18 protein-coding genes and 1 tRNA gene are annotated in these 25,390 nt (G+C 33.4%); 13 read left to right on the forward strand and 6 right to left on the reverse strand.

All coding sequences use genetic code 11. From position 1 onward, the window contains the following. Nucleotides 1-7 precede the first annotated feature (7 nt). From mraY to ACE94K_RS08015, 10 genes are all read left to right on the forward strand, one after another. The gene (gene mraY / locus ACE94K_RS07970) at nucleotides 8-1,246 is read left to right on the forward strand and encodes a phospho-N-acetylmuramoyl-pentapeptide-transferase (protein WP_378182478.1); all 1,239 of its coding nucleotides are present in this window, start codon (nucleotides 8-10) and stop codon (nucleotides 1,244-1,246) included. 132 nt (nucleotides 1,247-1,378) lie between these two features. Next, entirely contained in the window at nucleotides 1,379-2,734 is a 1,356-nt protein-coding gene (gene murD, locus ACE94K_RS07975) for a UDP-N-acetylmuramoyl-L-alanine--D-glutamate ligase (RefSeq protein ID WP_378182481.1), read from the forward strand. A gap of 53 nt (nucleotides 2,735-2,787) precedes the next feature. After that, entirely contained in the window at nucleotides 2,788-4,020 is a 1,233-nt protein-coding gene (locus ACE94K_RS07980; protein WP_378182484.1) for an FtsW/RodA/SpoVE family cell cycle protein, read from the forward strand. Further along, the gene (gene murG, locus ACE94K_RS07985; RefSeq protein WP_378182487.1) at nucleotides 4,017-5,129 is read left to right on the forward strand and encodes an undecaprenyldiphospho-muramoylpentapeptide beta-N-acetylglucosaminyltransferase; all 1,113 of its coding nucleotides are present in this window, start codon (nucleotides 4,017-4,019) and stop codon (nucleotides 5,127-5,129) included. The genes ACE94K_RS07980 and murG overlap by 4 nt, the downstream gene beginning before the upstream one ends. A 3-nt stretch (nucleotides 5,130-5,132) precedes the next feature. Beyond that, complete coding sequence (gene murC / locus ACE94K_RS07990) at nucleotides 5,133-6,482, forward strand: UDP-N-acetylmuramate--L-alanine ligase (protein ID WP_378182490.1); 1,350 nt, start codon at nucleotides 5,133-5,135, stop codon at nucleotides 6,480-6,482. Next, a complete protein-coding gene (locus tag ACE94K_RS07995; RefSeq protein ID WP_378182493.1) occupies nucleotides 6,479-7,195 on the forward strand; it encodes a cell division protein FtsQ/DivIB in 717 nt (238 codons plus the stop codon). The genes murC and ACE94K_RS07995 overlap by 4 nt, the downstream gene beginning before the upstream one ends. Before the next feature lie 7 nt (nucleotides 7,196-7,202). Then, nucleotides 7,203-8,552 carry a cell division protein FtsA gene (ftsA, locus tag ACE94K_RS08000; RefSeq protein ID WP_378182495.1) on the forward strand — a complete coding sequence of 450 codons (1,350 nt, stop codon included), beginning with the start codon at nucleotides 7,203-7,205 and terminating at the stop codon, nucleotides 8,550-8,552. 81 nt (nucleotides 8,553-8,633) lie between these two features. Continuing rightward, on the forward strand, nucleotides 8,634-10,628 hold the full coding sequence (gene ftsZ / locus ACE94K_RS08005; protein WP_378182497.1) for a cell division protein FtsZ: 1,995 nt from the start codon (nucleotides 8,634-8,636) through the stop codon (nucleotides 10,626-10,628). Between the two features lie 97 nt (nucleotides 10,629-10,725). Then, a complete protein-coding gene (locus tag ACE94K_RS08010; RefSeq protein ID WP_378182508.1) occupies nucleotides 10,726-11,175 on the forward strand; it encodes a GatB/YqeY domain-containing protein in 450 nt (149 codons plus the stop codon). Between the two features lie 9 nt (nucleotides 11,176-11,184). Further along, a tRNA-Arg gene (locus tag ACE94K_RS08015) sits at nucleotides 11,185-11,258 on the forward strand. Nucleotides 11,259-11,712: 454 nt separating this feature from the next. Here ACE94K_RS08015 and ACE94K_RS08020 read toward each other — a convergent pair. The 4 genes from ACE94K_RS08020 to ACE94K_RS08035 form a co-directional block, all read right to left on the reverse strand. Further along, entirely contained in the window at nucleotides 11,713-14,841 is a 3,129-nt protein-coding gene (locus ACE94K_RS08020; RefSeq protein ID WP_378182511.1) for a CHAT domain-containing protein, read from the reverse strand. A gap of 12 nt (nucleotides 14,842-14,853) precedes the next feature. After that, nucleotides 14,854-18,129, reverse strand: a complete 3,276-nt coding sequence (locus ACE94K_RS08025) for a CHAT domain-containing protein (RefSeq protein WP_378182514.1) — start codon at nucleotides 18,127-18,129, stop codon at nucleotides 14,854-14,856. Nucleotides 18,130-18,318: 189 nt separating this feature from the next. Continuing rightward, nucleotides 18,319-19,077, reverse strand: a complete 759-nt coding sequence (locus ACE94K_RS08030) for a tol-pal system YbgF family protein (RefSeq protein WP_378182517.1) — start codon at nucleotides 19,075-19,077, stop codon at nucleotides 18,319-18,321. Nucleotides 19,078-19,079: 2 nt separating this feature from the next. Then, nucleotides 19,080-19,661: an RNA polymerase sigma factor gene (locus tag ACE94K_RS08035; protein ID WP_378182520.1), complete on the reverse strand. Its 582-nt coding sequence runs from the start codon at nucleotides 19,659-19,661 to the stop codon at nucleotides 19,080-19,082. A gap of 932 nt (nucleotides 19,662-20,593) precedes the next feature. Here ACE94K_RS08035 and ACE94K_RS08040 point away from each other — a divergent pair. The 3 genes from ACE94K_RS08040 (at nucleotide 20,594) to ACE94K_RS08050 (ending at nucleotide 23,873) form a co-directional block, all read left to right on the forward strand. Further along, the gene (locus ACE94K_RS08040; RefSeq protein ID WP_378182523.1) at nucleotides 20,594-21,688 is read left to right on the forward strand and encodes a helix-turn-helix domain-containing protein; all 1,095 of its coding nucleotides are present in this window, start codon (nucleotides 20,594-20,596) and stop codon (nucleotides 21,686-21,688) included. A 100-nt stretch (nucleotides 21,689-21,788) separates the two neighbouring features. Next, nucleotides 21,789-22,349, forward strand: a complete 561-nt coding sequence (locus tag ACE94K_RS08045) for a hypothetical protein (RefSeq protein ID WP_378182526.1) — start codon at nucleotides 21,789-21,791, stop codon at nucleotides 22,347-22,349. A gap of 114 nt (nucleotides 22,350-22,463) precedes the next feature. Next, nucleotides 22,464-23,873, forward strand: a complete 1,410-nt coding sequence (locus tag ACE94K_RS08050) for a S41 family peptidase (protein ID WP_378182529.1) — start codon at nucleotides 22,464-22,466, stop codon at nucleotides 23,871-23,873. Between the two features lie 151 nt (nucleotides 23,874-24,024). Here the strand turns inward: ACE94K_RS08050 and ACE94K_RS08055 are convergent, their stop codons facing one another. Next, the gene (locus ACE94K_RS08055; RefSeq protein WP_378182532.1) at nucleotides 24,025-24,612 is read right to left on the reverse strand and encodes a fasciclin domain-containing protein; all 588 of its coding nucleotides are present in this window, start codon (nucleotides 24,610-24,612) and stop codon (nucleotides 24,025-24,027) included. A gap of 210 nt (nucleotides 24,613-24,822) precedes the next feature. After that, the gene (locus ACE94K_RS08060; RefSeq protein ID WP_378182534.1) at nucleotides 24,823-25,359 is read right to left on the reverse strand and encodes a glutathione peroxidase; all 537 of its coding nucleotides are present in this window, start codon (nucleotides 25,357-25,359) and stop codon (nucleotides 24,823-24,825) included. Between the last annotated feature and the right edge of the window lie 31 nt (nucleotides 25,360-25,390).

The raw sequence follows: 25,390 nt of genomic DNA on the forward strand, positions 1-25,390 counted from the left end.
ACTATATATGTTATACTATTTATTTCAATATTTAGAAAGTGAATACCAGTTCCCTGGAGCATCCTTGTTTCAGTTTATCACATTTAGAGCAGCTATGGCAATTATTTTGTCGCTATTGATCTCTACTATTTATGGTAAACGAATCATAAATTTTCTTCGGAAAAAACAAATGGGTGAAAGTATTAGAGAACTTGGGCTGGATGGACAAGCAGAAAAAGCAGGTACTCCAACGATGGGAGGGATTATAATCATTTTAGCGACACTGATTCCTGCCCTACTTTTCGCTAAACTCGATAATATTTATATCATCCTTTTGATTATAACCACTTTGTGGATGGGTGTTATCGGTTTTACAGATGATTATCTAAAAATAAAAAAGAAAGATAAAGAAGGATTAGCAGGAAGATTTAAAGTAATAGGTCAGGTAGGTCTTGGTATTATCGTTGGGTGTACTATGTATTTTCATAGTGATATTACCATTAAAGAGGAAAAGGTTAATTCTGATGTAGAAGAAGTTGCAACTGCGGTAACAACAGAAAGCCAGTCTGATTTTAATCCTGCAATTAAATCTACAAAAACAACCTTGCCTTTTATTAAGAATAACGAATTCGATTATGCTAGTTTAATTACTTGGATCAATCCAGGTTTGGCTAATTATGCGTGGATAATTTTTATTCCTATTGTGATTATAATTGTAACAGCGGTATCTAATGGTGCTAATCTTACAGATGGTATCGACGGTTTGGCAGCTGGCTCTTCTGCAATTATTGTACTCACGCTTGCATTATTTGCCTGGGTGTCGGGTAATATCGTTTTTTCTGATTATCTCAATGTAATGTATATCCCAAATTCTGGTGAGATGACTATTTACATAGCTGCGTTTGCAGGAGCATTGGTTGGTTTTTTATGGTACAATACCTATCCGGCACAAGTTTTTATGGGTGATACTGGCAGTTTAACAATTGGAGGAATAATAGCAGTAATCGCCATAGCGATTAGAAAAGAATTTTTGATTCCGATTGTATGCGGAATCTTTTTTATAGAAACCGTATCGGTTATGATGCAAGTAAGTTGGTTTAAATATACCAGAAAAAAATACGGAGAAGGAAGAAGAATATTTCTAATGTCACCATTACATCATCATTATCAGAAGAAGGGGATTCATGAAAGTAAGATTGTAGCTAGATTTTGGATCATCGGAATTTTTCTGGCAATTATTGCTGTGATTACTTTAAAAGTCAGATAAGGATTTAAGGGATAAGATTTAGATTAATGATTTGTGAAAGAAGTACTAAAGAATATGGAGCAAAAAAACTAAAGCAAATGAATTATTGTCAATAGTTGTTGCTTCAATAAAAACAATGAGAAATCGGAAATCGTGAATCATAATTCAAAAATTAAAAAACGACTTGTCGTTTTAGGTGCAGGAGAGAGCGGAGTAGGAACAGCTATTCTAGGGAAGAAAGAAGGGTTTGAAGTGTTTGTTTCAGATAAAGGAACGATCACAGATCATTATAAAGAAGTTCTTAAAAATTTTGAAATCGAATGGGAAGAGCAAAAGCATACAGAAAATAAAATTCTCGATGCAGATGTAGTGATGAAAAGCCCGGGAATCCCTGATAAGGTAGCCTTGGTTCAAAAGTTACTTGAAAATAGAATTCCTGTAGTCTCGGAGATTGAGTTTGCTTCAGAATTTACATCAGCTAAAATTGTTGGGATAACAGGAAGTAATGGAAAAACTACTACCACAATGTTAACGCATCACGTGCTGAAGAACGGTGGGTTAGATATTGTTATGGCAGGAAATATTGGAGACAGTTTCGCGAAGCAAGTGGCAGAAAACAATGCTCCGCATTATGTGTTAGAGTTGAGTAGTTTTCAGCTCGACGGAATTAAAAAGTTTGCACCGCATATTGCTGTGCTAACAAATATTACACCAGATCACTTAGATCGATATGAGTATAAGTTTGAAAACTATATCGCTTCAAAATTTAGAATAACAATGAATCAAACAGAAAGTGATTATTTCATCTACGATGCGGATGATGAAGTAATTGCTGATTATATAGAAAAGCATCCTGTTCGTTCAAAATTATTACCGTTTTCACTAAAGAAAAAGGTAAGAAACGGGGCGTATTTGGAAGGAGATAACATAAAAATAACAATAGATAACAACGAATTTACCATGCCAACAAAAGACTTAGCATTAAAGGGGAATCACAATGTGAAAAATGCAATGGCAGCAGCCACGGTATCACAATTATTGAAAATTAGAAAGACTACAATACGAGAGTGTCTTGAGAATTTTCACGGCGTTGAGCATCGATTAGAAAATGTGCTAAAAATTAACAATGTTCAATACATTAATGATTCCAAGGCAACCAATGTAAATGCAGCTTTTTATGCACTTGATGCTATGAAGTCTGCCACAGTATGGATTGTTGGAGGTGTTGATAAAGGGAACGATTATACAGAATTGTATCCTTTGGTTAATGAAAAAGTAAAGGCGATTATTTGTCTCGGTGTGGATAATACGAAAATCATCAATGCTTTTGGTAATTGTGTAGATAATATTTTGGAAACCCAGTCGATGAAAGAGGCAGTGAGTATGGCATACAAAATAGCAGAACGAAATGAAAATGTGTTGTTGTCTCCTGCTTGCGCAAGTTTCGATCTCTTTAAAAATTATGAAGAAAGAGGGAGACAGTTTAAAGAAGCAGTAAGAGAATTGTAGCCGATGTAGAGAAAAATTTCAAAACACCCACAAAAAATAAAGAATAAAATATCGTGACAAAGGTTTTAAAAAATATAAAAGGAGATAAGGCAATTTGGGCAATAGTTGCCCTGTTGGCATTGTTTTCATTTCTTCCTGTTTATAGTGCTAGTAGTAATTTGGCATATCTATATGGGGATGGAAATACTTTTGTGTTTTTAATAAAGCATTTCGCACATTTACTGTTAGGCTTTGGAATTATGTACTGGGTCCATAAAATTCCGTATCATTATTTTAAAGGACTTTCCATTATAATGTTGCCGGTTGTTGTAGTCTTGTTATTGTTTACAATGGCTCAGAATAACACCATAGGAGGAGCAAATGCTAGTAGATGGATCCGTTTACCTTTTGTAGGGGTTACTTTTCAGACGTCTACTTTAGCAGCAGTAGTTTTGATGGCTTACGTGGCCAGATATTTATCAAAAGTAAAAGATAAAAAAATATCTTTTAAGGAGTCTTTGATTCCACTTTGGCTTCCTGTTTTTATCATTTTGATGTTAATATTACCGGCTAATTTTTCTACCGCAGCAATTATCTTTTCGATGGTAATTATGTTGGTGTTTTTAGGAGGATATCCTTTAAGGCACATTATCGTAGTGCTAGGTACCGGTTTATTAGCACTTACGTTTTTCATTTTAACAGCGAAGGCTTTTCCGGATGCTTTTCCTAATAGGGTTGATACCTGGGTAAGCAGAGCAGAAAACTTTTTTAATGATAAAGATACACCAGAGGACTATCAGATAGAACGTGCAAAAATTGCGATCGCCAGAGGAGGAGTCTTCGGAGAAGGTCCTGGTAAAAGCGTTCAAAGAAACTTTTTGCCACAATCTTCTTCAGATTTTATTTATGCTATTATTATAGAAGAATGGGGGTTGGTAGGAGGAGTTTTTCTAATGTTTCTTTATTTGATGTTATTGTTTAGGTTGGTGATTGTCGCACATAAAAGCGCTGATGTTTTTGGTAAACTATTGGTGATTGGTGTTGGGTTGCCTATAGTCTTTCAGGCATTGATTAATATGGCTGTTGCTGTAGAGTTATTTCCGGTAACAGGGCAAACACTGCCTTTAGTAAGTAGTGGAGGAACGTCTATTTGGATGACATGTATGGCAATCGGCATGGTGTTAAGTATAAGTAGTAATAGAGAAGAAATGATAAAAGAGGAGCAGTCTGATGTTGAAGGTACAAAAGAGAACGATGTAGATTCTAAAGAAGAAAATCCATTAGAGGTTTTAAGCGAGGCAATATGAAGCAGCACCCAAGAATTATATTATCTGGAGGAGGAACAGGAGGACATATTTATCCTGCGATCTCTATTGCCAATGAAATGAAGAATCGACATCCGGAAGTTGATATATTGTTCGTAGGTGCCAAAGATCGTATGGAGATGCAGAAAGTTCCGCAAGCTGGTTACAAGATTGAAGGTTTATGGATTAGCGGTATTCAGCGTAAGTTGACCTTAAGTAATTTGTTGTTTCCTTTTAAATTAGTTAGTAGTCTATGGAAATCTCGAAAAATCATCAAAAGATTTAAGCCCGATGTGGTTATAGGAACAGGAGGTTTTGCTAGTGGTCCATTGTTAAAGATGGCAAACTCTGCAAATATTCCTACAGTGCTTCAGGAACAGAATTCTTTTCCGGGTATTACCAATAAATGGCTGGCGAAAGGAGCAGTTAAAATATGTGTCGCTTATGATAATATGGAACGTTTTTTTCCAAATGATAAGATCATAAAAACAGGAAACCCGGTTAGACAGGATCTTTTGAAAATCGAAGGGAAACGAATGGATGCGCTGAACAAGTATCATCTCGATCCTGAAAAGAAAACAGTTTTGGTCATAGGAGGGAGCTTAGGTGCAAGAAGGATTAATCAGCTGATAGAAAAAGAACTTGAGTTTTTTGCTAACAAGGAAATTCAGGTACTTTGGCAATGTGGTAAATTATATTTTGAAGAATATAAAAAATATAATGATCACAGAGATATACAAGTACACCAGTTTTTAGACACTATGGATTTGGCGTATGCTGCGGCTGATGTCATCATTTCCAGGGCAGGAGCGAGTTCGGTTTCAGAATTATGTATAGTAGCAAAACCAATCTTATTCATCCCATCTCCTAATGTAGCAGAAGATCATCAAACGAAAAATGCGAATGCGATTGTAAGTCAAAATGGCGCCAAAATGCTAAAGGAAAGTGAGCTGGATGAAAAATTTAAGAAAACAATGACGCAGTTATTAGAATCTGAAGCAATGCAGATTAAATTGACACATGCTATAAAAAAACTGGCATTACCTAATGCAACCAAGGATATAGTCGATGAAATTGAGAAAATTATCGAAAACGAAAAGACAGAGCGCTAAAGAATGAATAAGGGCTTAAAAGACATAAAGAATATATATTTTATTGGTATCGGGGGTATCGGTATGAGTGCGCTTGCACGGTATTTTAAGTTTTTAGGTAAAGATGTTGCAGGATACGATAAGACACCCACCCAGATTACATCAGATTTAGAAGAGTTAGGAATTCTGATTCATTTTAAAGATGATATCAAAGCTATACCAAAAGAGTTTTTGAATCTTGATGAAACACTAGTTATTTATACACCTGCAATTCCTATCTCACATCAAGAACTGAATTATCTAAAAGATCGAGGTTTTTTAATTAAGAAAAGAGCCGAAGTGTTGGGCATAATTACCGAAGGAGCCTATACATTGGCAGTGGCAGGAACTCACGGAAAAACTACTACAACAACAATTTTAGCGCATTTATTAAAAGAGAGTGGGGCTAAGGTCACAGCGTTTTTGGGGGGAATCAGTGAGAACTATAATTCTAATCTGATTTTAGAAGGAAATGAAGTAGTTGTGGTAGAAGCAGATGAATTTGACAGGTCATTTTTGCAATTATATCCTGATATAGTTGCAATCACCTCTATGGATGCTGATCATCTGGATATTTATAAAAAAGCAAATGCGCTAGAAGAATCGTTTGTGGAGTTTTCATCCAGAGCAAAAGATCATCTTTTGGTTCGTAATGGATTACCACTTTCTGGTGATACCTATGGGATAAACGATGGATCTGATTATTGTGCTCATAATGTACGAATTGATAATGGTACATATATTTTTGATTTAAAAACACCAACTCAACTCATTAAGGATTTGCATTTAAACCTGCCAGGTAAACACAACTTGTTAAATGCTGTTACCGCCTTTGCTATGGGAATGCTATATGGCTCCCCAACCGCTGCCTTAGCAAAGGCTTTATTTTCTTTTAAAGGCGTTCAGAGACGTTTCAGCTATCAGATTAAAACAGAAGATTTAGTATACATAGACGATTACGCACATCATCCTACAGAGATTAATGCGCTGCATCAGGCGATACGAGAGATGCATCCTGGAAAAGAAGTGTTAGCTGTTTTTCAACCTCATTTATATACACGTACTCGGGATTTTGTAGCTGATTTTGCAGAGAGTTTGAGTCAATTTGATCAATTGCTTTTATTGGATATCTATCCGGCAAGAGAACTGCCCATAGAAGGAGTAACCTCAGAATGGTTATTACATAAGATAAACTTGAAAAAGAAAAAAATAGTTTCTAAAGATAATTTGATAGAAGAAATATTAAAAAGTAAAGCCCAAGTGATCACTACGGTTGGGGCTGGTGATATTGGAGAAGAAGTAAGTACTATAAAAGAAGCATTATTACAAGCATGAAGAGGATTTTAGGATACATAAAGTTTGTTGGTCTTGTAGCGTTAATCGCATTTCTTTTCGCATTTACAGGTAGTCGAAATGAAAGCAGAAAGATCAAAGAAGTAGAAATAGAATTTATAGAAGAACAGAATCCATACATCAATGAATTAACGGTTAATAAATTGTTAATACAAAATCAGGTAGGGGTGACGGACGTAGGTAAAGAAATTTTAGTTTTGAATATTGTAGAGAAGGGGCTGGATGCACACAAAATGATTGAGGATTCAGATGTGTATCTTACTGTAAATGGACAACTTAAGGCAAGAATTAAACAGCGAACTCCGATCGCCAGAGTCAATGCCGTTGTACCTTTTTATGTTGATATCACCGGTAATACGATGCCATTATCAGATAATTATTCAGCTCACGTTCCTCTGGTTAGTAATGTTTCCGAACGAGAAGTTTCAGAAGTTTTTCCATTGTTGAAAAAAATTCAGGAAGACGAATTTTTAAAAAAGCACGTAGTAAGCGTGTATAGAAACCTAAGTGGCGATTACGAATTAGAGGTTAGAGTATATGATTTTAAAGTGATTTTTGGAAAGGTAGAATTATTGGATAGTAAGGTAAAGAATTTTAAAGCTTTTTATCAAAAAGCGTTAAAAGACCAAACGCTCGATAAGTATAAAAAAGTCAGTTTACAGTTTAGAAACCAAGTTGTGTGTACAATTAAATAATACCAATATGGGAAGAGAAGAGCATGAAATAGCGGTGGGATTAGACATAGGAACAACAAAGATTGTTGCTATGGTGGGCAGATATAATGAGTATGGAAAGATGGAAGTATTGGGCGTTGGTAAATCCAAAAGTCTGGGGGTACATCGTGGTGTTGTAAATAATATTACCCAAACCATACAATCCATCCAACAAGCAGTCCAGGAAGCAGAGAGTGTTTCTGGAGTAAAAATTAGTGAGGTAACTGTTGGTATCGCGGGTCAACATATCAGAAGTCTGCAACATAGTGATTATATAACACGTCCTAATGCAGATGCTGTAATAGATGAAGGGGATATTGATACATTGTGTAATCAAGTTCATAAACTGGTTATGTTACCAGGTGAAGAGATATTACATGTATTGCCACAAGAATATAAAGTTGATGGTCAAGCCGAAATAAAAGAACCTGTAGGAATGTATGGAGGACGATTGGAAGCTAATTTCCACGTAGTGGTCGGGCAAGTAACATCCATTCGTAATATTGGTCGATGTGTAAAAAGTTCCGGATTAGAATTATCAGACGTAACGTTAGAACCACTAGCTTCTGCTAATGCAGTACTGAGTCAGGAAGAAAAAGAAGCGGGTGTAGCATTGATTGATATAGGTGGGGGTACTACCGATTTAGCCATTTTTAAAGATGGAATTATCCGTCATACAGCCGTAATTCCTTTTGGAGGAAATGTAATTACCGAAGATATTAAAGAAGGGTGTTCTATTATTGAAAAACAGGCAGAATTGCTTAAAATCAAATTTGGATCCGCCTGGCCGGGAGAAAATAAAGATAATGAGATTGTTTCTATTCCGGGATTAAGAGGTAGAGAGCCTAAAGAAATAACGCTTAAAAATCTTTCTAAAATAATCCATGCAAGAGTTGTTGAGATTATTGAGCAAGTCTTTTTAGAGATTAAGAATTATGGTCATGAGTCACCCAAGAAAAAATTAATTGCGGGGATTGTACTTACAGGTGGAGGCTCTCAGCTAAAACATTTAAAACAATTAGTAGAGTACATAACAGGTATGGATACGCGTATAGGATATCCTAATGAGCATCTGGCAGGTAACAGTGATCCAGAAACCACAAGCCCAATGTATGCAACTGCGGTTGGATTAGTAATGGATAGTCTTGTGCATATTAGCAAACAGAAAAAAGCTGCCATAAAAGAGGCATTGGTTGAAGAAGAAATTAAGAAAGAAACACCAATCGTTGAAGGAGAAGGTATTGAAGAAGAAAAACCGGTTGTTGATCAAAAACCTAGAAAAAATATCCTTGAAAAATGGACTGAGAAGTTCAAGGAATTTTTGGATAATGCCGAGTAGTTGTAAGAAAATTATATAGTTCCATCGTGAACAAAGAAAGATATTAAAAAATAAAGTAAGAGAACCAGAAAATTAGCAATTATGAGTAACAATGAGGAGTTCGAAAACATTTCTTTTGATTTACCCAAGAATCAATCAAATGTAATTAAAGTTATTGGAGTTGGAGGAGGTGGTAGTAATGCCATCAATCATATGTTCCAGCAGGGAATCAAAGGAGTTGATTTCGTTATTTGTAATACCGATGCACAAGCCTTAGAAAATAGCCCTATTCCAAATAAGATACAGTTGGGAGTGTCTCTTACAGAAGGATTAGGAGCTGGTGCTAACCCAGAGGTTGGTGAGCAATCTGCAGTAGAAAGCTACGAAGAGATTAAAAGAATGTTAGATACCAATACCAAGATGATATTCATCACGGCTGGTATGGGTGGAGGAACCGGTACGGGAGCGGCACCTATCATTGCGAAAATGGCAAGAGAATTAGATATCCTAACCGTAGGAATTGTTACGATTCCATTTCAGTTCGAAGGGAAAATGCGTAACGAACAAGCACAGTTAGGAGTAGAAAAACTACGTGCGCACGTTGATTCTTTAGTGGTTATTAACAACAATAAGCTACGCGAAGTATACGGTAATTTAGGGTTCAAGGCTGGTTTCTCTAAAGCAGACGAAGTTTTGGCAACAGCATCCAGAGGAATCGCTGAGGTAATAACACATCACTATACTCAGAATATTGATTTACGTGATGCTAAGACTGTATTAAGTAATAGTGGTACGGCAATTATGGGGTCTGCTAATGCCTCTGGTGCTAAACGTGCTCACGACGCTATTGTAAAAGCATTAGATTCACCGTTACTTAACGATAACAAAATTACTGGTGCTAAAAATGTATTGCTATTAATCGTGTCCGGAAAAGAAGAAATCACTATTGATGAGATAGGAGAAATTAATGATCATATCCAGCAAGAAGCCGGTCACGGTGCTAATATCATTATGGGGGTTGGAGAAGATGAATCATTAGAAGATGCGATCTCTGTAACTGTAATTGCAACCGGATTTAATGTGGAGCAGCAAGACGAGATTGTAAATACTGAAACAAAAAAGATTATCCACACTTTAGAAGAGGAGCAGCGAGCTACAACTCAGGATTTAACTCCTAAGTCAACAGCAAGCACAACTCCTGTGATAGCACCATTACCACAAAAAGAAGAGGTGAAAGAAGAGCCAATTATCAAACATGAGTTGATAGAAGAAGAGGAAGAAAATATCAAAGAATCATTGCTATTGCCAACTACAGAATTTTTGAAAAATTTGGATGTAGTAGATGCAGAAGTGGTAAGTCCTTTTTCATCAGAGGGTGATTTTGTAATTATTAATGCTCAAGATATCATCAACCAAATTGAGGTGAATGATGCTAATGAAGTAACCGCTGCTGAAAAAGCAAAAGAAAAAGAAGATCAGTTTACATTAGCATTTGATATGCCGGTAAACGGAAATGAAGAAGAACTTAATCAACCAACCTTTGAGCAAAGTACGACTTCAAAACCAAAAGAAATAGAAGAAAAACCAATTGTTTTTGATCTTACAGACGATATTTTAGAAGTAGAGGTGAATGAACCTATAGAAGTAGTTCCTGTAAATGAAACTGAATCTGGTGGTGTTCGCAAGTACAGTCTGGAGGAATACATGGAAGAAGAAAAAAGGTTAACAGAAGCAAAGCCTGAGGCAGAGGTGATAGAAGAGGATAAAGAAATCGTCTTTGAAAAGAAAACGATTGCTCCAACTCCAGAACCAGAGCCTTCTGAAAATGTTGACCCGATAGATCAGCCAATTTCTGAAACTTTGAAAGCCAGAGCTGCAGAACGTAGAGCTAAAATGAAAGAGTTTAATTATAAATTTAGAAATAACGCATCTAATATTGACGAAATAGAGAAAGAGCCTGCTTATAAGCGTGCAGGATTAGATGTAGATTCAAAACCCGGATCCTCTGAGTTGTCTAGAACTTCTTTAGGTACAGATAGCAATGATGATATTCAATTACGAAAAAACAATTCTTTTCTCCATGATAATGTCGATTAAGAATTATTAAAATAGTTTTCAGATTAACCGATATTCTAAAATAGATTATCGGTTTATTTTTTATCTTCGCAATCCAAAAGATTAACACTAATTATCTATGAGTTTACAAGCAAAAGTAATGACAGCGATGAAAGAAGCGATGAAAGCTAAAGACACCAATGCTCTAGCATCATTACGTGCTATTAAATCAGCAATTTTACTAGCCCAGACAGAAAGCGGAGCCAAAGAAGAATTGACAGAGGATCAGGAGCTAAAACTATTACAAAAACTTGTAAAACAACGTAAGGATAGTGCAGCTATTTTTTCGGAACAAGGAAGAGATGATTTAGCACAGCCGGAAATTGATCAGGCAAAGGTCATTGAGCAATTTTTACCAGAACAGATGAACGAGGAAGAAATTGAGAAAGTAATTATGGATATCATTGCTAAAACTGGTGCAACCGGAATGAAAGATATGGGTAAGGTAATGGGGATGGCTTCTGGACAATTAGCGGGTAAAGCAGATGGAAAAACCATTTCTACTATAGTAAAAAGTAAATTATCTTAATATGAAATTGGCCGTGTGGCGCAACTGAATAGCGCATCAGATTTCGGCTCTGAGGGTTGGGGGTTTGAATCCCTCCACGGTCACGAATGAATCACAAAAAATGTGAATTATAAGCGAGTTTCAGAAATGAAGCTCGCTTCTTTTTTTGAAACTTGTGAAGTGATTCTTTTTGTGATTATCAACGCGGAGCGTTGTAGGGATCAACGTTAGTTAATCCCTCCACGGTCACATTAAGCAAGAAACCACGCCAAATGGCGTGGTTCTTCATTTTATGGAAAGGCTAAGTGTAGGTTGAAGCTTTAAAATAGAATAAAAAACAAAGACGATACCTACCGTGGTTTCTTATTTGCAGAAGCGAGCCTAACAAGAACAACAATAGTTAATCATTTTTGTCAATAATGAATTAACAAAAGCTAGAATAAAGTATGCTCAAAAATTAAAGGAATTGCTTTCTAATTAGCAAATTATGGGTGTCTTTGAGTTTGTTGTTTTTAGATATTTTAGAATAAATTTGATTGAAAAAGAATTTCCATAGAACTATATATTTTTATGTTTTTGTTTTAGAAAGAATAGCGCTAATAGCAACAATCCACCAATTACTAATGTCCATATCCACCAATTCGATTCTCCTAAATCAATAGGAGTAGGATCGCCTACCAGATAGAATCCACCCCAATAAAATGGAGCTGCTTTGTAGATGTCAGCTTGATTCATATATTGTAATTTAGCCTGTTGCAAGGCTTTGGATTTGTTCATTCCATCTTTTAAGTTGGTATAAAAGTTTTGCATTAATTGTGGTGTAGTAACATCTGGTACTTCCCAACTGCTGAGTAGTAAACTTTTAGTGCCCGCATACTGAAAAGCATTTCCTAGGCTCATAATTCCTTCGCCTTTCGCGATTTTTCCGGTTCCGGTATTACAAGCACTTAATACGGTAAGTTCTGCTGGGATATTTAGTGCAAACAATTCGTGGCTATAGAGATAATTATCCTCGATTGTATCTTTGCTCTTCGTAAAATAAAGTTTAGAATTTTCCGGACGCTCATTATCAACTTCACCGTGCAAGGCCAGATGTAAAATTTTGTAGTTGCTCGCATGTTTTTTAAAGTTAGCTTCGTCTGCATTATTTCCAAAAAAGTATTGTCCATCTACGATTTCAGAAATGGCTTTGATCTCTTTTCGGGTTCCCGGTAGATCATCTCCGGCTGCTCTTAGTGTGGCCAGGCTCATATTATTGTTCTCTACTGTTTGAGTAGAATCTGAAAATGAAAAAGCGAGACATCCTTCTTGTTTGGCATCTGTTGTTTTTTGTTCAAAAGGATCAAAGAGCAACGTAGCCGAATTGGCATAAGAAATAGCATAATCTTTTAACAAATAAGGAAACTTACTTGGTTCTGAAGCATCACTTGGTTTGGTAAGCAATACATCAAAATTAAGGTGCCACAGGCTCTCATCCGGAACAATAATTAATTCATCACCTACCAATTGATCCTTTATCGGTTCGATCAACAATTTATATAAATCAAGACCTAGTTTTTTATATTGTTGATGATCCTGATCTGTAATTGCTTTACGAAATACAGCAGTTTGCTCTTCTAGTTTAGGGGTTTGTAATTCTTTTACATCATATTGATTTTTAGAGATAGTAAAGGCATATGTTGTACTATCTGCTACAAAAAACTCTATAAGGGTTTGGTTATTAGTTAATTTCTGTTGAATTTCTTTTATTGAAATAACTGTGTTCTCATACGTTAAGTGATGATATTTAGGATGTTTCTCTTTTAATACTTTATTTATAGAATCCTGTTTTCTATTTAATTTGAAAAGCATCACCTCCCATTTATTAATTTTAAAAGAATCTTTTTTCTTTTCACTATTCGCTATTAATATTTTAGATTTATAATATAATCGTCGCTTTCTAGTTTTTTGTTCCTCTATAATAAGTGTGTCAAGCAAATTTGAAGACAGTTCAGAAGGATTACATAGTAACAGTTCTTTCAATGTATTGGATTTACTTTTTTCCAAATAAGCAAATAGTCTATTCCTGTTTTCAATGGTTTTAGACTTCTTAAATAATTTATAATGAGCATCCATGCCATCTTTATAAAGTAATTGCGCTTTTTCAGAAAATTGAATTTTATCTTCATAACCATTTAAGGTTAGTCTTTTATAGTCTATTAACTCTTGCGCTTGGTCATAAGTAGAAATACAATTTTTTATAGTATTAAGATCATTGTTCCCTTCATAAGATTTTTGCATCACCCTACCTTTACCTAAAAGGGAGGAAAAAGAAACCAGATGATCTATAAAATCTTCTGGTTTTATAACGTCATTAAAACTGTGTTTTTTTGATCTTTTACTATTGGCCATTAAGGCGTTCTCATAATATTCTAATGCCTTTTTATAGTCTTGTCCTTGATTCAGATATAATATCCCTAATTTATTATACAGAATTGCAACATAAGGATGTTTGTTTCCAAATATACGAGCATATGACTTTAGTGATTTTAGATAATATTCTTCAGCTAATTGATATTTTTTTTGCTCAAGATAAACATCCGCAATTGCAGAATGACCAGAAGCAAGGCTAGAATGGCCTTCTCTATATATTTTTGTATATATAGCGTTAGATTGCTCAAAATTTAATAAAGCTTTATTATACGATTCCATGCCCAAATAAACAAGACCTAAACTCCTCTTAATTGACGCCATTCCTTCGCTATCTTTTTTTAGTCTTTTACTTAAGATTGAATCAGCTTTTTTAATATACGCTAGTGCTTTTTCATAGTCTTCTCTTTTAGTATATATTCCACCTATGCTTTCATAAACGTATGCTATATTTGGATGAGATTTAGAAATACTTAAATATAATTTTAGCCTTAGTCTATGAAAATCCAATGCTTCTTCATACCTTCCTAAATCCTCATATGTCATTGAAATCGAATTATAAATATATGTCAATGCGTTTTTGTCCTCCTCTTCTGATAGTTCAAGAATTTCCAATGCTTCTTTACAATAATTTAAACTGCTCTCAAATTCACGCAACTGATTATATAACACAGATAAATTAATATATGACGCTGCTAATTCAGGATCATTTTCTCCCAAGTTTAGTTTTTTAATAGCTAGGTCTTTATTAAAGTAATGCAGTGCGTTTTCAATTTGGTCTGTTTCAGCATAGACAATTCCAATGGATTTATAAATTTGAGCCAATAAAATATGATTTTCTGGCAACAGTTCTTCTCGAATTTGCAAGGCTTTTGAAAAGTAATGAAATGCCTTATCATACTCCCCGTTTATATCATAGTATAGCCCTAGATGAGCTAATGTTTTAGATTGTAAAATATTATTAGGTTTTAGATGGAGACGATTTAGCTTCAAAGCAGTTTGAAGGTTTTTAACACTTTCATCGTATAACCGAGTTCGCCTTTGATTTACAGCAATATTATTGTAACAACTAATAACCTTTTCCCAACTTTGTGCCTTTTTGTATATGAAAAGCGCTTTTTCAAAATAATTAATAGAAGCTTTATAATCTCTACTATTTAATAGCGTTTCTGCTTTTTTATAATACTGTGTTGCAATCAAGGTGTCATTTTCTATTTGTGCAGAAACTTTATACAATGCTGATGTAAAAACGAGGGTTATAATCAATAATGTTCTCATTAGTAGTTGTGGTTATGCGTTTTTTCCTTTTCGTTTTAAAAAGAATAAGGTTATTAAAAACAATCCACCTATTACTAATGTCCATATCCACCAATTCGATCCTCCTAAATCAATAGGAGTAGGATCGCCTACCAGATAGAATCCACCCCAATAAAATGGAGCTGCTTTGTAGATGTCAGCTTGTTCCATATATTGTAATTTAGCCTGTTGCAAGGCTTTGGATTTGTTCATTCCATCTTTTAAGTTGGTATAAAAGTTTTGCATTAATTGTGGTGTAGTAACATCTGGTACTTCCCAACTGCTGAGTAGTAAACTTTTAGTGCCCGCATACTGAAAAGCATTTCCTAGGCTCATAATTCCTTCGCCTTTCGCGATTTTTCCGGTTCCGGTATTACAAGCACTTAATACGGTAAGTACTGCTGGGATATTTAGTGCAAACAATTCGTGGCTATAGAGATAATTATCCTCGATTGTATCTTTGCTCTTCGTAAAATAAAGTTTAGAATTTTCCGGACGCTCATTATCAACTTCACCGTGCAAGGCCAGATGTAAAATTTTGTAGTTGCTCGCATGTTTTTTAAAGTTAGCTTCGTCTGCATTATTTCCAAAAAAGTATTGTCCATCTACGATTTCAGAAATGGCTTTGATCTCTTTTCGGGTTCCCGGTAGATCATCTCCGGCTGCTCTTAGTGTTACCAGGCTCATATTATTGTTCTCTACTGTTTGAGTAGAATCTGAAAATGAAAAAGCGAGACATCCTTCTTGTTTGGCATCTGTTGTTTTTTGTTCAAAAGGATCAAAGAGCAACGTAGCCGAATTGGCATAAGAAATAGCATAATCTTTTAACAAATAAGGAAACTTACTTGGTTCTGAAGCATCACTTGGTTTGGTAAGCAATACATCAAAATTAAGGTGCCACAGGCTCTCATCCGGAACAATGATTAATTCATCACCTACCAATTGATCCTTTATCGGTTCGATCAACAATTTATATAAATCAAGACCTAGTTTTTTATATTGTTGATGATCTTGATCTGTGGTTGCTTTGCGAAAAGAGGTAATTTGCTCTTCAAGTTTAGGGGTTTGTAATTCTTTTACATCATATTGATTTTTAGAAATAGTAAAGGCATATGTTGTACTATCTGCTACAAAAAACTCTATAAGGGTTTGATTAGGTAATAGATTTTGTTTGGTTTTTTCTAATGAAAGGATATTATTCGTGTGTTGTAAGTGATAATATTTCGGATTCTGGTTTTTGATATTCTCAGTTAATGAATCTTGCTGTCTTTGTAAAGTAAAAAGCTTGTTTTCGTACTCTTTTATTTTAGATAGATCAAAAGAATCCTTTGACTGTTCTTTTGTAATCTGAGAATTATAGTGAGATCGATCTGTTTTTATTTTTCTTTCAAAATCTGCAAATTTTTTGTTGTTACCTGAATTCACCACTTTCGAATGTGTTAATAATTCCTTAAGCGTAATGGCTTTACTTTTTTCTGCATAATAAAAAAGATTTTCAAAATCCGAAGTTGATTGTGAATTTTTATAAGATAGATATTGCGCTACAATTCCTCCTTTGCATAGTTTTTCGGAAAATTCCGCGTAAGTTACCTTATCTTGATAATGTAATAAGTTTTGTCTTTGGTAGTTTATTAATTTATCTATTTGCCTAAATAGTGATATACTTTCCTCTATATAGGTATTTTTCATTTCTGTTGCGTATAAAAGTAATAGCACATTTGATTTTCCTAGCATAGTACGTATCAAACCATTGATATCATCATATTTTTCTGGAATCATTTCTGTCACATTTTCATCGGTTTTTGAAAACTTAGATTTCAAATTTTCCTTTATAGCCTTATCATAGTAATCATTGGATTTAAGGTATTCTCCATTGTCGTTATGAGTATTTGCTATATGGAAATAATATTGAGCAATCCTGTTTTTTTGTTTAGGATAATATTTCTTAAAAATCTCTAAGCCTTGTTCGTAAAATGATATAGCCGTTTCAAAATTATGTTTTTCTTGATATAACTGACCTAATTTTCGGTATATGTTACCGACACTTGAGTTGTTTTCTCCAAAGATGTTTTTCGTAATCCTTAATGCTTGATGATAAAAATCTATTGATTTTGAATAATCTTTTTTGTTTCTAAATAAATCTCCTAGTTGTTGGTAAACTTTTGCAATATCCATATGATCTTTGTCATATAATTTGTTTGCGATATCAAGTGCCTTTATTAAATAATTTTCTGCTTCTTCATATTTTTCTAAATATCTATAGGTGTTGCCGAGATTAATATAATTATAGATATTATACTTGTGATATTCATTATTATGGTATGAAGAGGTAAGGGTGATGCTTTTTTTGGAATAGGAAATAGCTTCGTGTGGTTGATCTAAAAATAATAAGACAGATCCTAAATTTAGATAAATTACGGACTGCATTCTTAAGTCATTATGCTTTTTTATCAGTGGTAAAGCTTTAACATAGTATTCATATGCATTTTCATACTGATTTTGATAAAAATATGAAATACCGATATTAGAATATAAGACACCCAATTGTTTTTGATTACTATCAATATCGTGAGTGAGCACTTCTATTCCCTTTTTGAAATATTCAATGGATTTGTATAGATTTCCTGATGACCCATAAATGATTCCGATATCACGATAGTGAAGCTCTATTTTTTTATCTTTTTCTCCAAAAATTTTTAAATCAATTTTCAGTGCCTTTTCGTGATGTGATAGCGCTTCACTTATATTTTGATTACGAAAGTGATTTACTCCTAAGGAAACATGAGATTGAGAAATTGCCTCATGTAATGCTGGAAATATCTTTTTTCTTATGTTCATTGCTTTTGTATGATACTCCAGAGCTTTATCATAATCGTATTTTATTTTATAATAATCTCCTAGATTAAAATAAGCATCCGCTTCCTGTTTTGTGTCTTTACCCAAAGATTTTTTACATATTTTCAACGCACTACTGGCAAATTTTTTGGACAATTCTATATCATCCTTTTCGTAATAGTTTTTAGATATTTTATTATAACCATCGGCAACTCTTTCCCAAGTATGATTTTCTTTATAAATATCAATTCCTTTAGCAAACTGTTCATTGGATTTTTTATAGTTTGCGGCGGCTAGTAAGGAATCTCCTTTCTGATAATACTGATATGCCAATGTAGTGTCTACAGCTACCTGAGCCTTTAACGTATTTAAAAATAAAAGGATAATTACTATAACCCAATGGCGAACATTGTAGTTGAAAATAAGTGAATTCATTAGATGTGTGTGTTTGTGTAAATAAACGTAAAACAATGATATGTGGTGCTTAATATTTATTAAAAATAGAGACTGAAAATAAACTTGATTTATCAAATCATAAATTTATTGTCCCTATATATTCATTATTGACACTTTCTCATATTTTTAGATGCCCCGGGTGGAGTTAAAAGATATTTGCGGAGCTGATTATTTAATGTTCTTTAAAATATTCTCTGCTTTACTTTTGTAAAGATTAGCGCTGTTTGAGAGTTGTTCTAAGATTGGTTTTGCTTTTGCAAAATCTTTACTTTTAATGTATGTAAGCGCTGTAAACCATTGGCCATCGTAAAAATATGGACTGTTTTCTTTAAAAGATGTAAACAGGAACAATGCCTTTTTTTCCTGGTCTGTATTTAAATAGCAATTGCCTAGGTATAATTTCATTCGTTCATCTACTGGAGCGTTTTCTATTTGTTCTTCCAATAGGGGGATGGCTTTTTTATAAGCTCCGTTATTATAAAGGGATGTTATTGTCTTAAATTCTTCAACTTGGTTTTCACCTCTAGTGACATCCTGAATAGGATAAGCAATGTAGTTTTGAGCAAAAAGGTCTGGCTGATCTGAGGGAAATAAAAAGAATAATGAAGATATACCTAATAAAATTACCAGCATTGCAGCAATCTTCCAATATCTATTGTTATTTGAGGTTACGGCGGAAGATGGTAACGATAAGTTTGATTGTTTTGTTTGACTTTCTAATTTTCGATCAATATCAATTAATTTTTTCCTAAAATTGATAGCCTCCTGATCGGCTAAAGCCTCTCTTATAAGTTCATATTTTTCAACTTCTTCTTGTAACTTTTCATTAGATGCAATCAAAACTTCGAAATCTGTTTTTTCTACACCTGTTAAACGATTGTTTAGATAGTCATCAATTTTCTCAAATAATTCCTGTGTCTTTTCCATAATTATTTGTTTTTAAATGATGCTTTTAATTCTATGAAGCAGGGGTCTTTTTCAATCATAGCTGTCAATTTTTGTTGGCACGCGAACTTTCTTTTTTTGGTATATCCTTCTGTAAGGTTTTTTAGTTTTGAAATCTCCTTGATGCTGTAGCCACTAAAAAAAAGTAATAAAATCTCTCTACATCCACTACCTAATTTCAGGCAATATTTTTGAATAACAGCGATTTTTTCTTTTCTTTCTATGTCATCTAGGATAGTAGACGTATCTGTTTCATCTAGAGTCATGATGTCTTCTCTAAGCAAAATTTTGCCATTTTTTCTGAGTTTATTTAGCCAGATGTTTTTGCAAATCGCATAAAGATAGGTTCCAATGGCACAATGAATTTTTAAATCGTCTTCTTTGATCTTTTGGTATATAATGACCAATGCATCCTGAAAAACATCCTTTGCGTCGGTAATGTCTCCCGAATTATTAAGGATATAATCTTTAATGCTGGGGAAATACTTTTCATAAAAGGCACTAATTGTTTTTTCATCCCCGTTTTTGATGCCTTTGATGATTTTTTGATTTGCTTCTTTTACCATTGTAATTGAAGTGATACTTTGATTTGATTGATGATTTTTTGATAATTTTCTACATACCTACAGTGATCCTATTAATGTAAAAGGAAAACTCACGAAATTTACGCAAAATCCATTGCTGAATTTTAATAAATTGTAATTTTTTACAGCAATCTCAGAACGTTGAAACCTTATCAGATCTAAATTGGTATACAACAAAACAAAAAATACAGATTTCTATTGTACTATTGAGTTATTTATTTCTTAAAGACTTCTGCCTACTTTTATTTTATAGAAATGCAAGCCTAGTTGGAAGCTTCAGAATAAAATAAAGAACAAAAGCAATAGCTTGTGGTTTCTTTATTGCAGAAGCAAGCCTGTCAAGAAGAACGATATTCAATCCTAAAACTTGAAATCAAAAGTTTTGATGGCAATTAGAGAATAAGGTTCTAAATTTTGATGAGTCTTTTGAATAGAGACCTGTTTTTTTTAAGAATTTTTGGAAAACACCTTTTACTTTTATTTATTTCCTGTAAATTATTCAAGTTTGTAGTTTTTTAATTTTTCAAAATCTATTGTTCTCGTCCATTTATAGATTACTGTAATTTTGCTACTTTTTACTTAATAAAATAACAATACTGTAAAATGATAGCTTTGTTATTTTTGTACTCAACTTTTTTGAATATAGCGGTTTAAAAAAGTGTCCTTTATTAGAATTATTAGGTCAGAATAAATTAAGTCAATGCTACTTTTGGCTTTATTTTGCATTAGATTAGGATTAGCTGTCCCGGAGAAATATCAAATCAGCTTATATTTATTCCAAAACAAAAAGAATCTTGTAATATCCCAGAATATTTATAGTTATTAATTTGATATGTTGTTCTTGAGATATAAAATATATACACTTAATTAATATTTGCTACTCGTTGAATATTTATTATTAATTTCTAACAAAATTGAGCACTACAGTTTTAGATTTTACGATTTTAGCAAGTGTAGTTATAGGATGTTTTATAAGTATATCGTTAGTTACTACTTCTTTTTATAAAAGTCATGCGAATAACTATCTCTCTTTATCAATATTCCTAATAGCAATATTAACCTTTTTAAGTTGGAATGATCCGGAATATGGTATTTTAGAACTTTTATCCAATTTTGCATTCGAGTTTTTGGTTGCAGTTACTCTATTTACCTATTTTCTAATTCAAATTCGGCATGAATATCTTAAAAAAGGCTGGTACAAATGGTTGTATTTTCCCTTCTTATGCTCTCTGATAATTGAAATTTCTACTGTTTTTTTACAAGAGGGTTTTAATATTTATAATTCAGATATCGATAGTTTGGTGTTTGATATAAAGGATCAAGGATCTCTCATCTACAATATCTTCTTAATCTTGTGGGGAAGGAGTTTAATCAACAAATCTAATTCGATTTCAGAAGAAAAAAGGGGTTGGTTATTACGTTTAAACCTTTTTCTCATATGTATTATTATATGCTGGCTTTTGTCTAATATAGAGTTTTATATGTATGATTCAGCATATACTATGAACTTTCTATGGATACTACTTTCCTTTTTATTATGGTGGATATTATATTATGGTATCTTCAAACTACAGATTATAGTTCAAAAAGAAGAGATACAACGATATTTAATTTCAGGAAAGGTCGATAATACTCCAATAAAAAAGCGAATAAACGAAACCACGGTTTCGAAAATTATGAACCAGCTATATACATTGATGGAAGAAGAGGAGTTATATAAAAACCCTCTTTTAAGTCGATTGGATTTGGCAACCAGATTAGAAACAAGCGAAGGATATTTATCACAGATTATAAATCAGGAAATCAATAGAAGCGTTGTTCAGTTTGTAAATGAATATCGAATTGAAGCTGCAAAAAATCTATTGCATAATCCTGTATTTAATAAATATTCTATAGAAGCTATTGGTATGGAAGCTGGTTTTAAATCCAAAAGTGCCTTTTACAAAACTTTCAATACCAGTTTGGGAATGTCTCCAGGCGCTTTCAGAAAGCTTCAAAATACGTCCTGATTCGTATAATTTCAATGTTTTAGCACTTCTTCATCGCTAAAATCACTCTTTTTGTTTTTTGTTCCTGATACATTTACATCAGTAAACAAAAAATATAAAAATGAAAAAAGTAGTTATTGTTTCATTGTTAGTCCTTAGTTCTTATGTTGGATTTTCACAAAATGTACAAGAAGCATCCGTAGAAAAATCAACCTTTGGAATTCAAATCGGAGTTATGGGTTTGTGGGTTCATAATGAATTAAAAATATCCAACCAAGTTGCTTTGCGAAGTGAAGCAGGAATAGCAATAGTAGGTTTGTGGGCAGATGGTAATGACACCCAAGTTGGTAATGGTTATTCATTACCTATAGTAGCATTAGAACCACGTTGGTATTATAATTTAAACAAACGAGCAAATCAAGGCAAAAGAATAGATGGTAACAGTGGCAATTATGTATCGCTGCGAGGTAGTTACTATTTTTATGACAATGCTGATACTGGTACTGATAGAAATTTGTCAAGTCATCCATTTACAGCAATAAGCTGGGGAATTAGAAGAAATATTGGTAATCATTTTAATTACGAAGCAGGAATAGGTGTTGGACTTGGTTTTGGAAACAGTACTGGTAGAGAAATTGGTTTGACACCTTATCTTAATCTCAAAATTGGATATCTTTTTTAAATACAGTGCGATAAGAACCAGGTTCAGTTTTCTTCAGTTTTAATAAAACCATCCTCTAGGTCTTTATACAATATTTCACTTTTTGCTTTTCAAAAAAAATAAAAAATTAGAATTATGATGTTATATGCAATCAAAAAAGAAATCTCTTTTACAATTATTAAAAAATGGTATCTATGTTTCCTGGTGTTGTTTATGTTTTCTTGTCAATCTGATGATGACACCTCTCTTCCTACAGAAGATTTAATTAATGGATTTTGGTTCGTAGCTGATAAAGGATACATTTTTGAGTTTACAGATGGGAAAGATATATTTTATAACATAAACACTGCGGGATGTTCCATTCGGGATGATGATTTTATTCCAGTAGAGTTTTTTGGATTTACATTAACTCAGGTAAATGAAAACGAAATTATCGGAACTTCTGATTTATCAGATTCAGATGTGATTTTTACCCGATTATTAGATCAAAATCCAAATTGCCTTCCAAACATGATTTCTAACACAGAAGATCCAAAGGTGAATTTTGACCATTTCTGGAATATTTTTAATGACTACTATGCTTTTTTTGAAACCAGAAATATTGATTGGTCTCAGTACGAAAACTTAAGAGCGCAAGTCACAACAGATAATTTATATGACACTATAGAAGAACTAGCTTATTTGTTAGAAGATGGACATGTAAATATCTATGATGAAGCAGTGGGTGTTGACATTCGATCTGGAGATCCAAAATTATTGGAAAGGCTCAATGCGAACCTAAGTGGAGATCTTGTTCTAACAAATATTAATGATCTTTTTGATCTTGGTAATGAAAAATTAGTAACCATAGTAACCGATTATTTAGGAGGAGATTTTGAGATAGATGAAAGAGAGAATATCATTTGGGGATTAATCAATGATGATATTGGATATATTAATATCTTAACTATGGAAGGATATGGAACGAATTTTAATGATGAACTCCCGGCATTAAATACTTTATTAGATAGGGTGATGGAGGATGTTTCGACATCAGGAATTTCTAAACTGATTTTAGACCTGCGTTTTAACGATGGTGGTTATGATACAGCAGCTTTAAACATGGTTTCACGTTTTATGGATCAAGAAAGAGTTTCTTATTTCAAAAAAGCTAGATTGGGAGACGGTTTTACAGAAAACAAATCCTTTTCTGTAGGACCTCGCGGAGATTTTCAATTCACCGGAGATATCATATTGCTTACCAGTCCCTTTACCATAAGCGCAGGAGAACTTTTTACATTATGTATGAAAGATTTACCATATGTAACTATTGTAGGAGAGCATACCAATGGCGCTTTTTCTACTGTTCTTGAGCACGTATTGCCTAATGGAGCAAAAGTGGGACTATCTAATGAAGTTTATAGTGACGCACAAGGAGAAGTTTTTGAAGTTGTTGGAATTGGACCAACAAATCAAGAAAATCAAGTACCTTTTTTATCAACCCTAGATTTTCAAGAGGAAAAAGATAGTGGAATAGATCGCGCTATCGAACTACTCCAACAATAGAAAATGTCTAGTTCCGGATGCTATGATAGATGTTATTTAAAAAACTATAAGTTATTCTGTATCCAACTAGATGAAGGATATTGATAAGAAATATAAAACCCCTTCTAAAAAAATTAGAAGGGGTTAATCCACTTTAGAAGTGATTGATAATTTAAGGCATAACTACCGTGTCGATCGCATGGATCACTCCATTTGAAGCATCAACATCGGTTAAAATAATTTTTGATTTACCTCCTTTAGCGTCAGTCAGAATGACACTATCTCCATCTAATGAAGCTGTTAATGTACCACCTTGTACGGTTGTAATTGTAAAAGTCCCACCGCCATCATTAATGGCTTTAACCACATCAGCCGCCATAAATTTGCCAGATACAACGTGATATGTTAATACAGCAGTAAGTGTTTCCTTACTTTCAGGTTTTAAAAGACCATCAACTGTACCTTCTGGTAACTTAGCAAAAGCATCGTTTACCGGTGCAAAAACTGTAAATGGTCCATCTCCGTTAAGTGTCTCCACTAATCCTGCGGCTTTTACCGCAGTAACCAACGTAGTAAAATTTTCATTGCCAGCTGCCACACCAACTATAGTTGGTGTTTTAACAACCTTTTCTTCTTTAACCTCAACAGTTTCTTTCTCTACTGATTCAGTTTCTTTTTTGTCTTTTTTAGTGTTGTTATTACAAGAAGCAGTAACTAGTAAACCGCTTAACAAAAATGCCGTTAAAAATAATTTTTTCATAATGTTAAGTTTTTTTCAAAGATAAGCAGGGACTTGTGTTAATAAACTTAATTTTTGTTTAAAGTTTAGTTAAATTGATTAAACAAAATAAATTTCTTAAGAATTCTTCACGACTTGTCTTTTCAAAAGTAATTCTCTTCATTTTTTGAACGTTTAAAAAGCTAGTAGTTATTAATTTGACACTAATATAACAGTGCTATGAAAGAGTATTTATTTAAGATGCTTTGTTATTTTCGAACTCATCGGGCTAGTTGTAGAAAAATAATAATCTATGAGTTCACCTTGTTCGTCAATCAAGTATTTTTGAAAATTCCATTTTACACTAGAATTTTTCTTGCCATTTTTTTGTTTACTTGTTAACCAACCATAAAGTGGATGCTGATTATTCCCTTTAACATCTATCTTTTCAGTTATAAGAAATGTTACACCATAATTACGTTCGCAGAATGATAGAATTTCGGAACTATTTCCTGGTTCTTGTTTACCGAATTGATTACAGGGAGCTCCAATAATCATAAGGTTATCTTGGTATGTGTTATATAGTTTTTGTAAATCTTTGTACTGACTGGTAAAACCACATTTAGATGCTACATTGACAAATAATATCTTTTTACCTTTAAAGTCAGTTAAGTCAATTGCCTTACCCTCCAGGTTATTTATGTTAATACCATAAATAGATTCTGTAGAATTGTCTAACTGAATAATTGATTTTTTTGGCGCTGTCTTAATTTTGCTAATTATTTTCATCGTCTAATATTTTAGTATTACTATTTGTTCA

Origin of the sequence: Aquimarina besae (genome assembly GCF_042434905.1) — a bacterium.
In the GTDB taxonomy this organism is placed as follows: domain Bacteria; phylum Bacteroidota; class Bacteroidia; order Flavobacteriales; family Flavobacteriaceae; genus Aquimarina.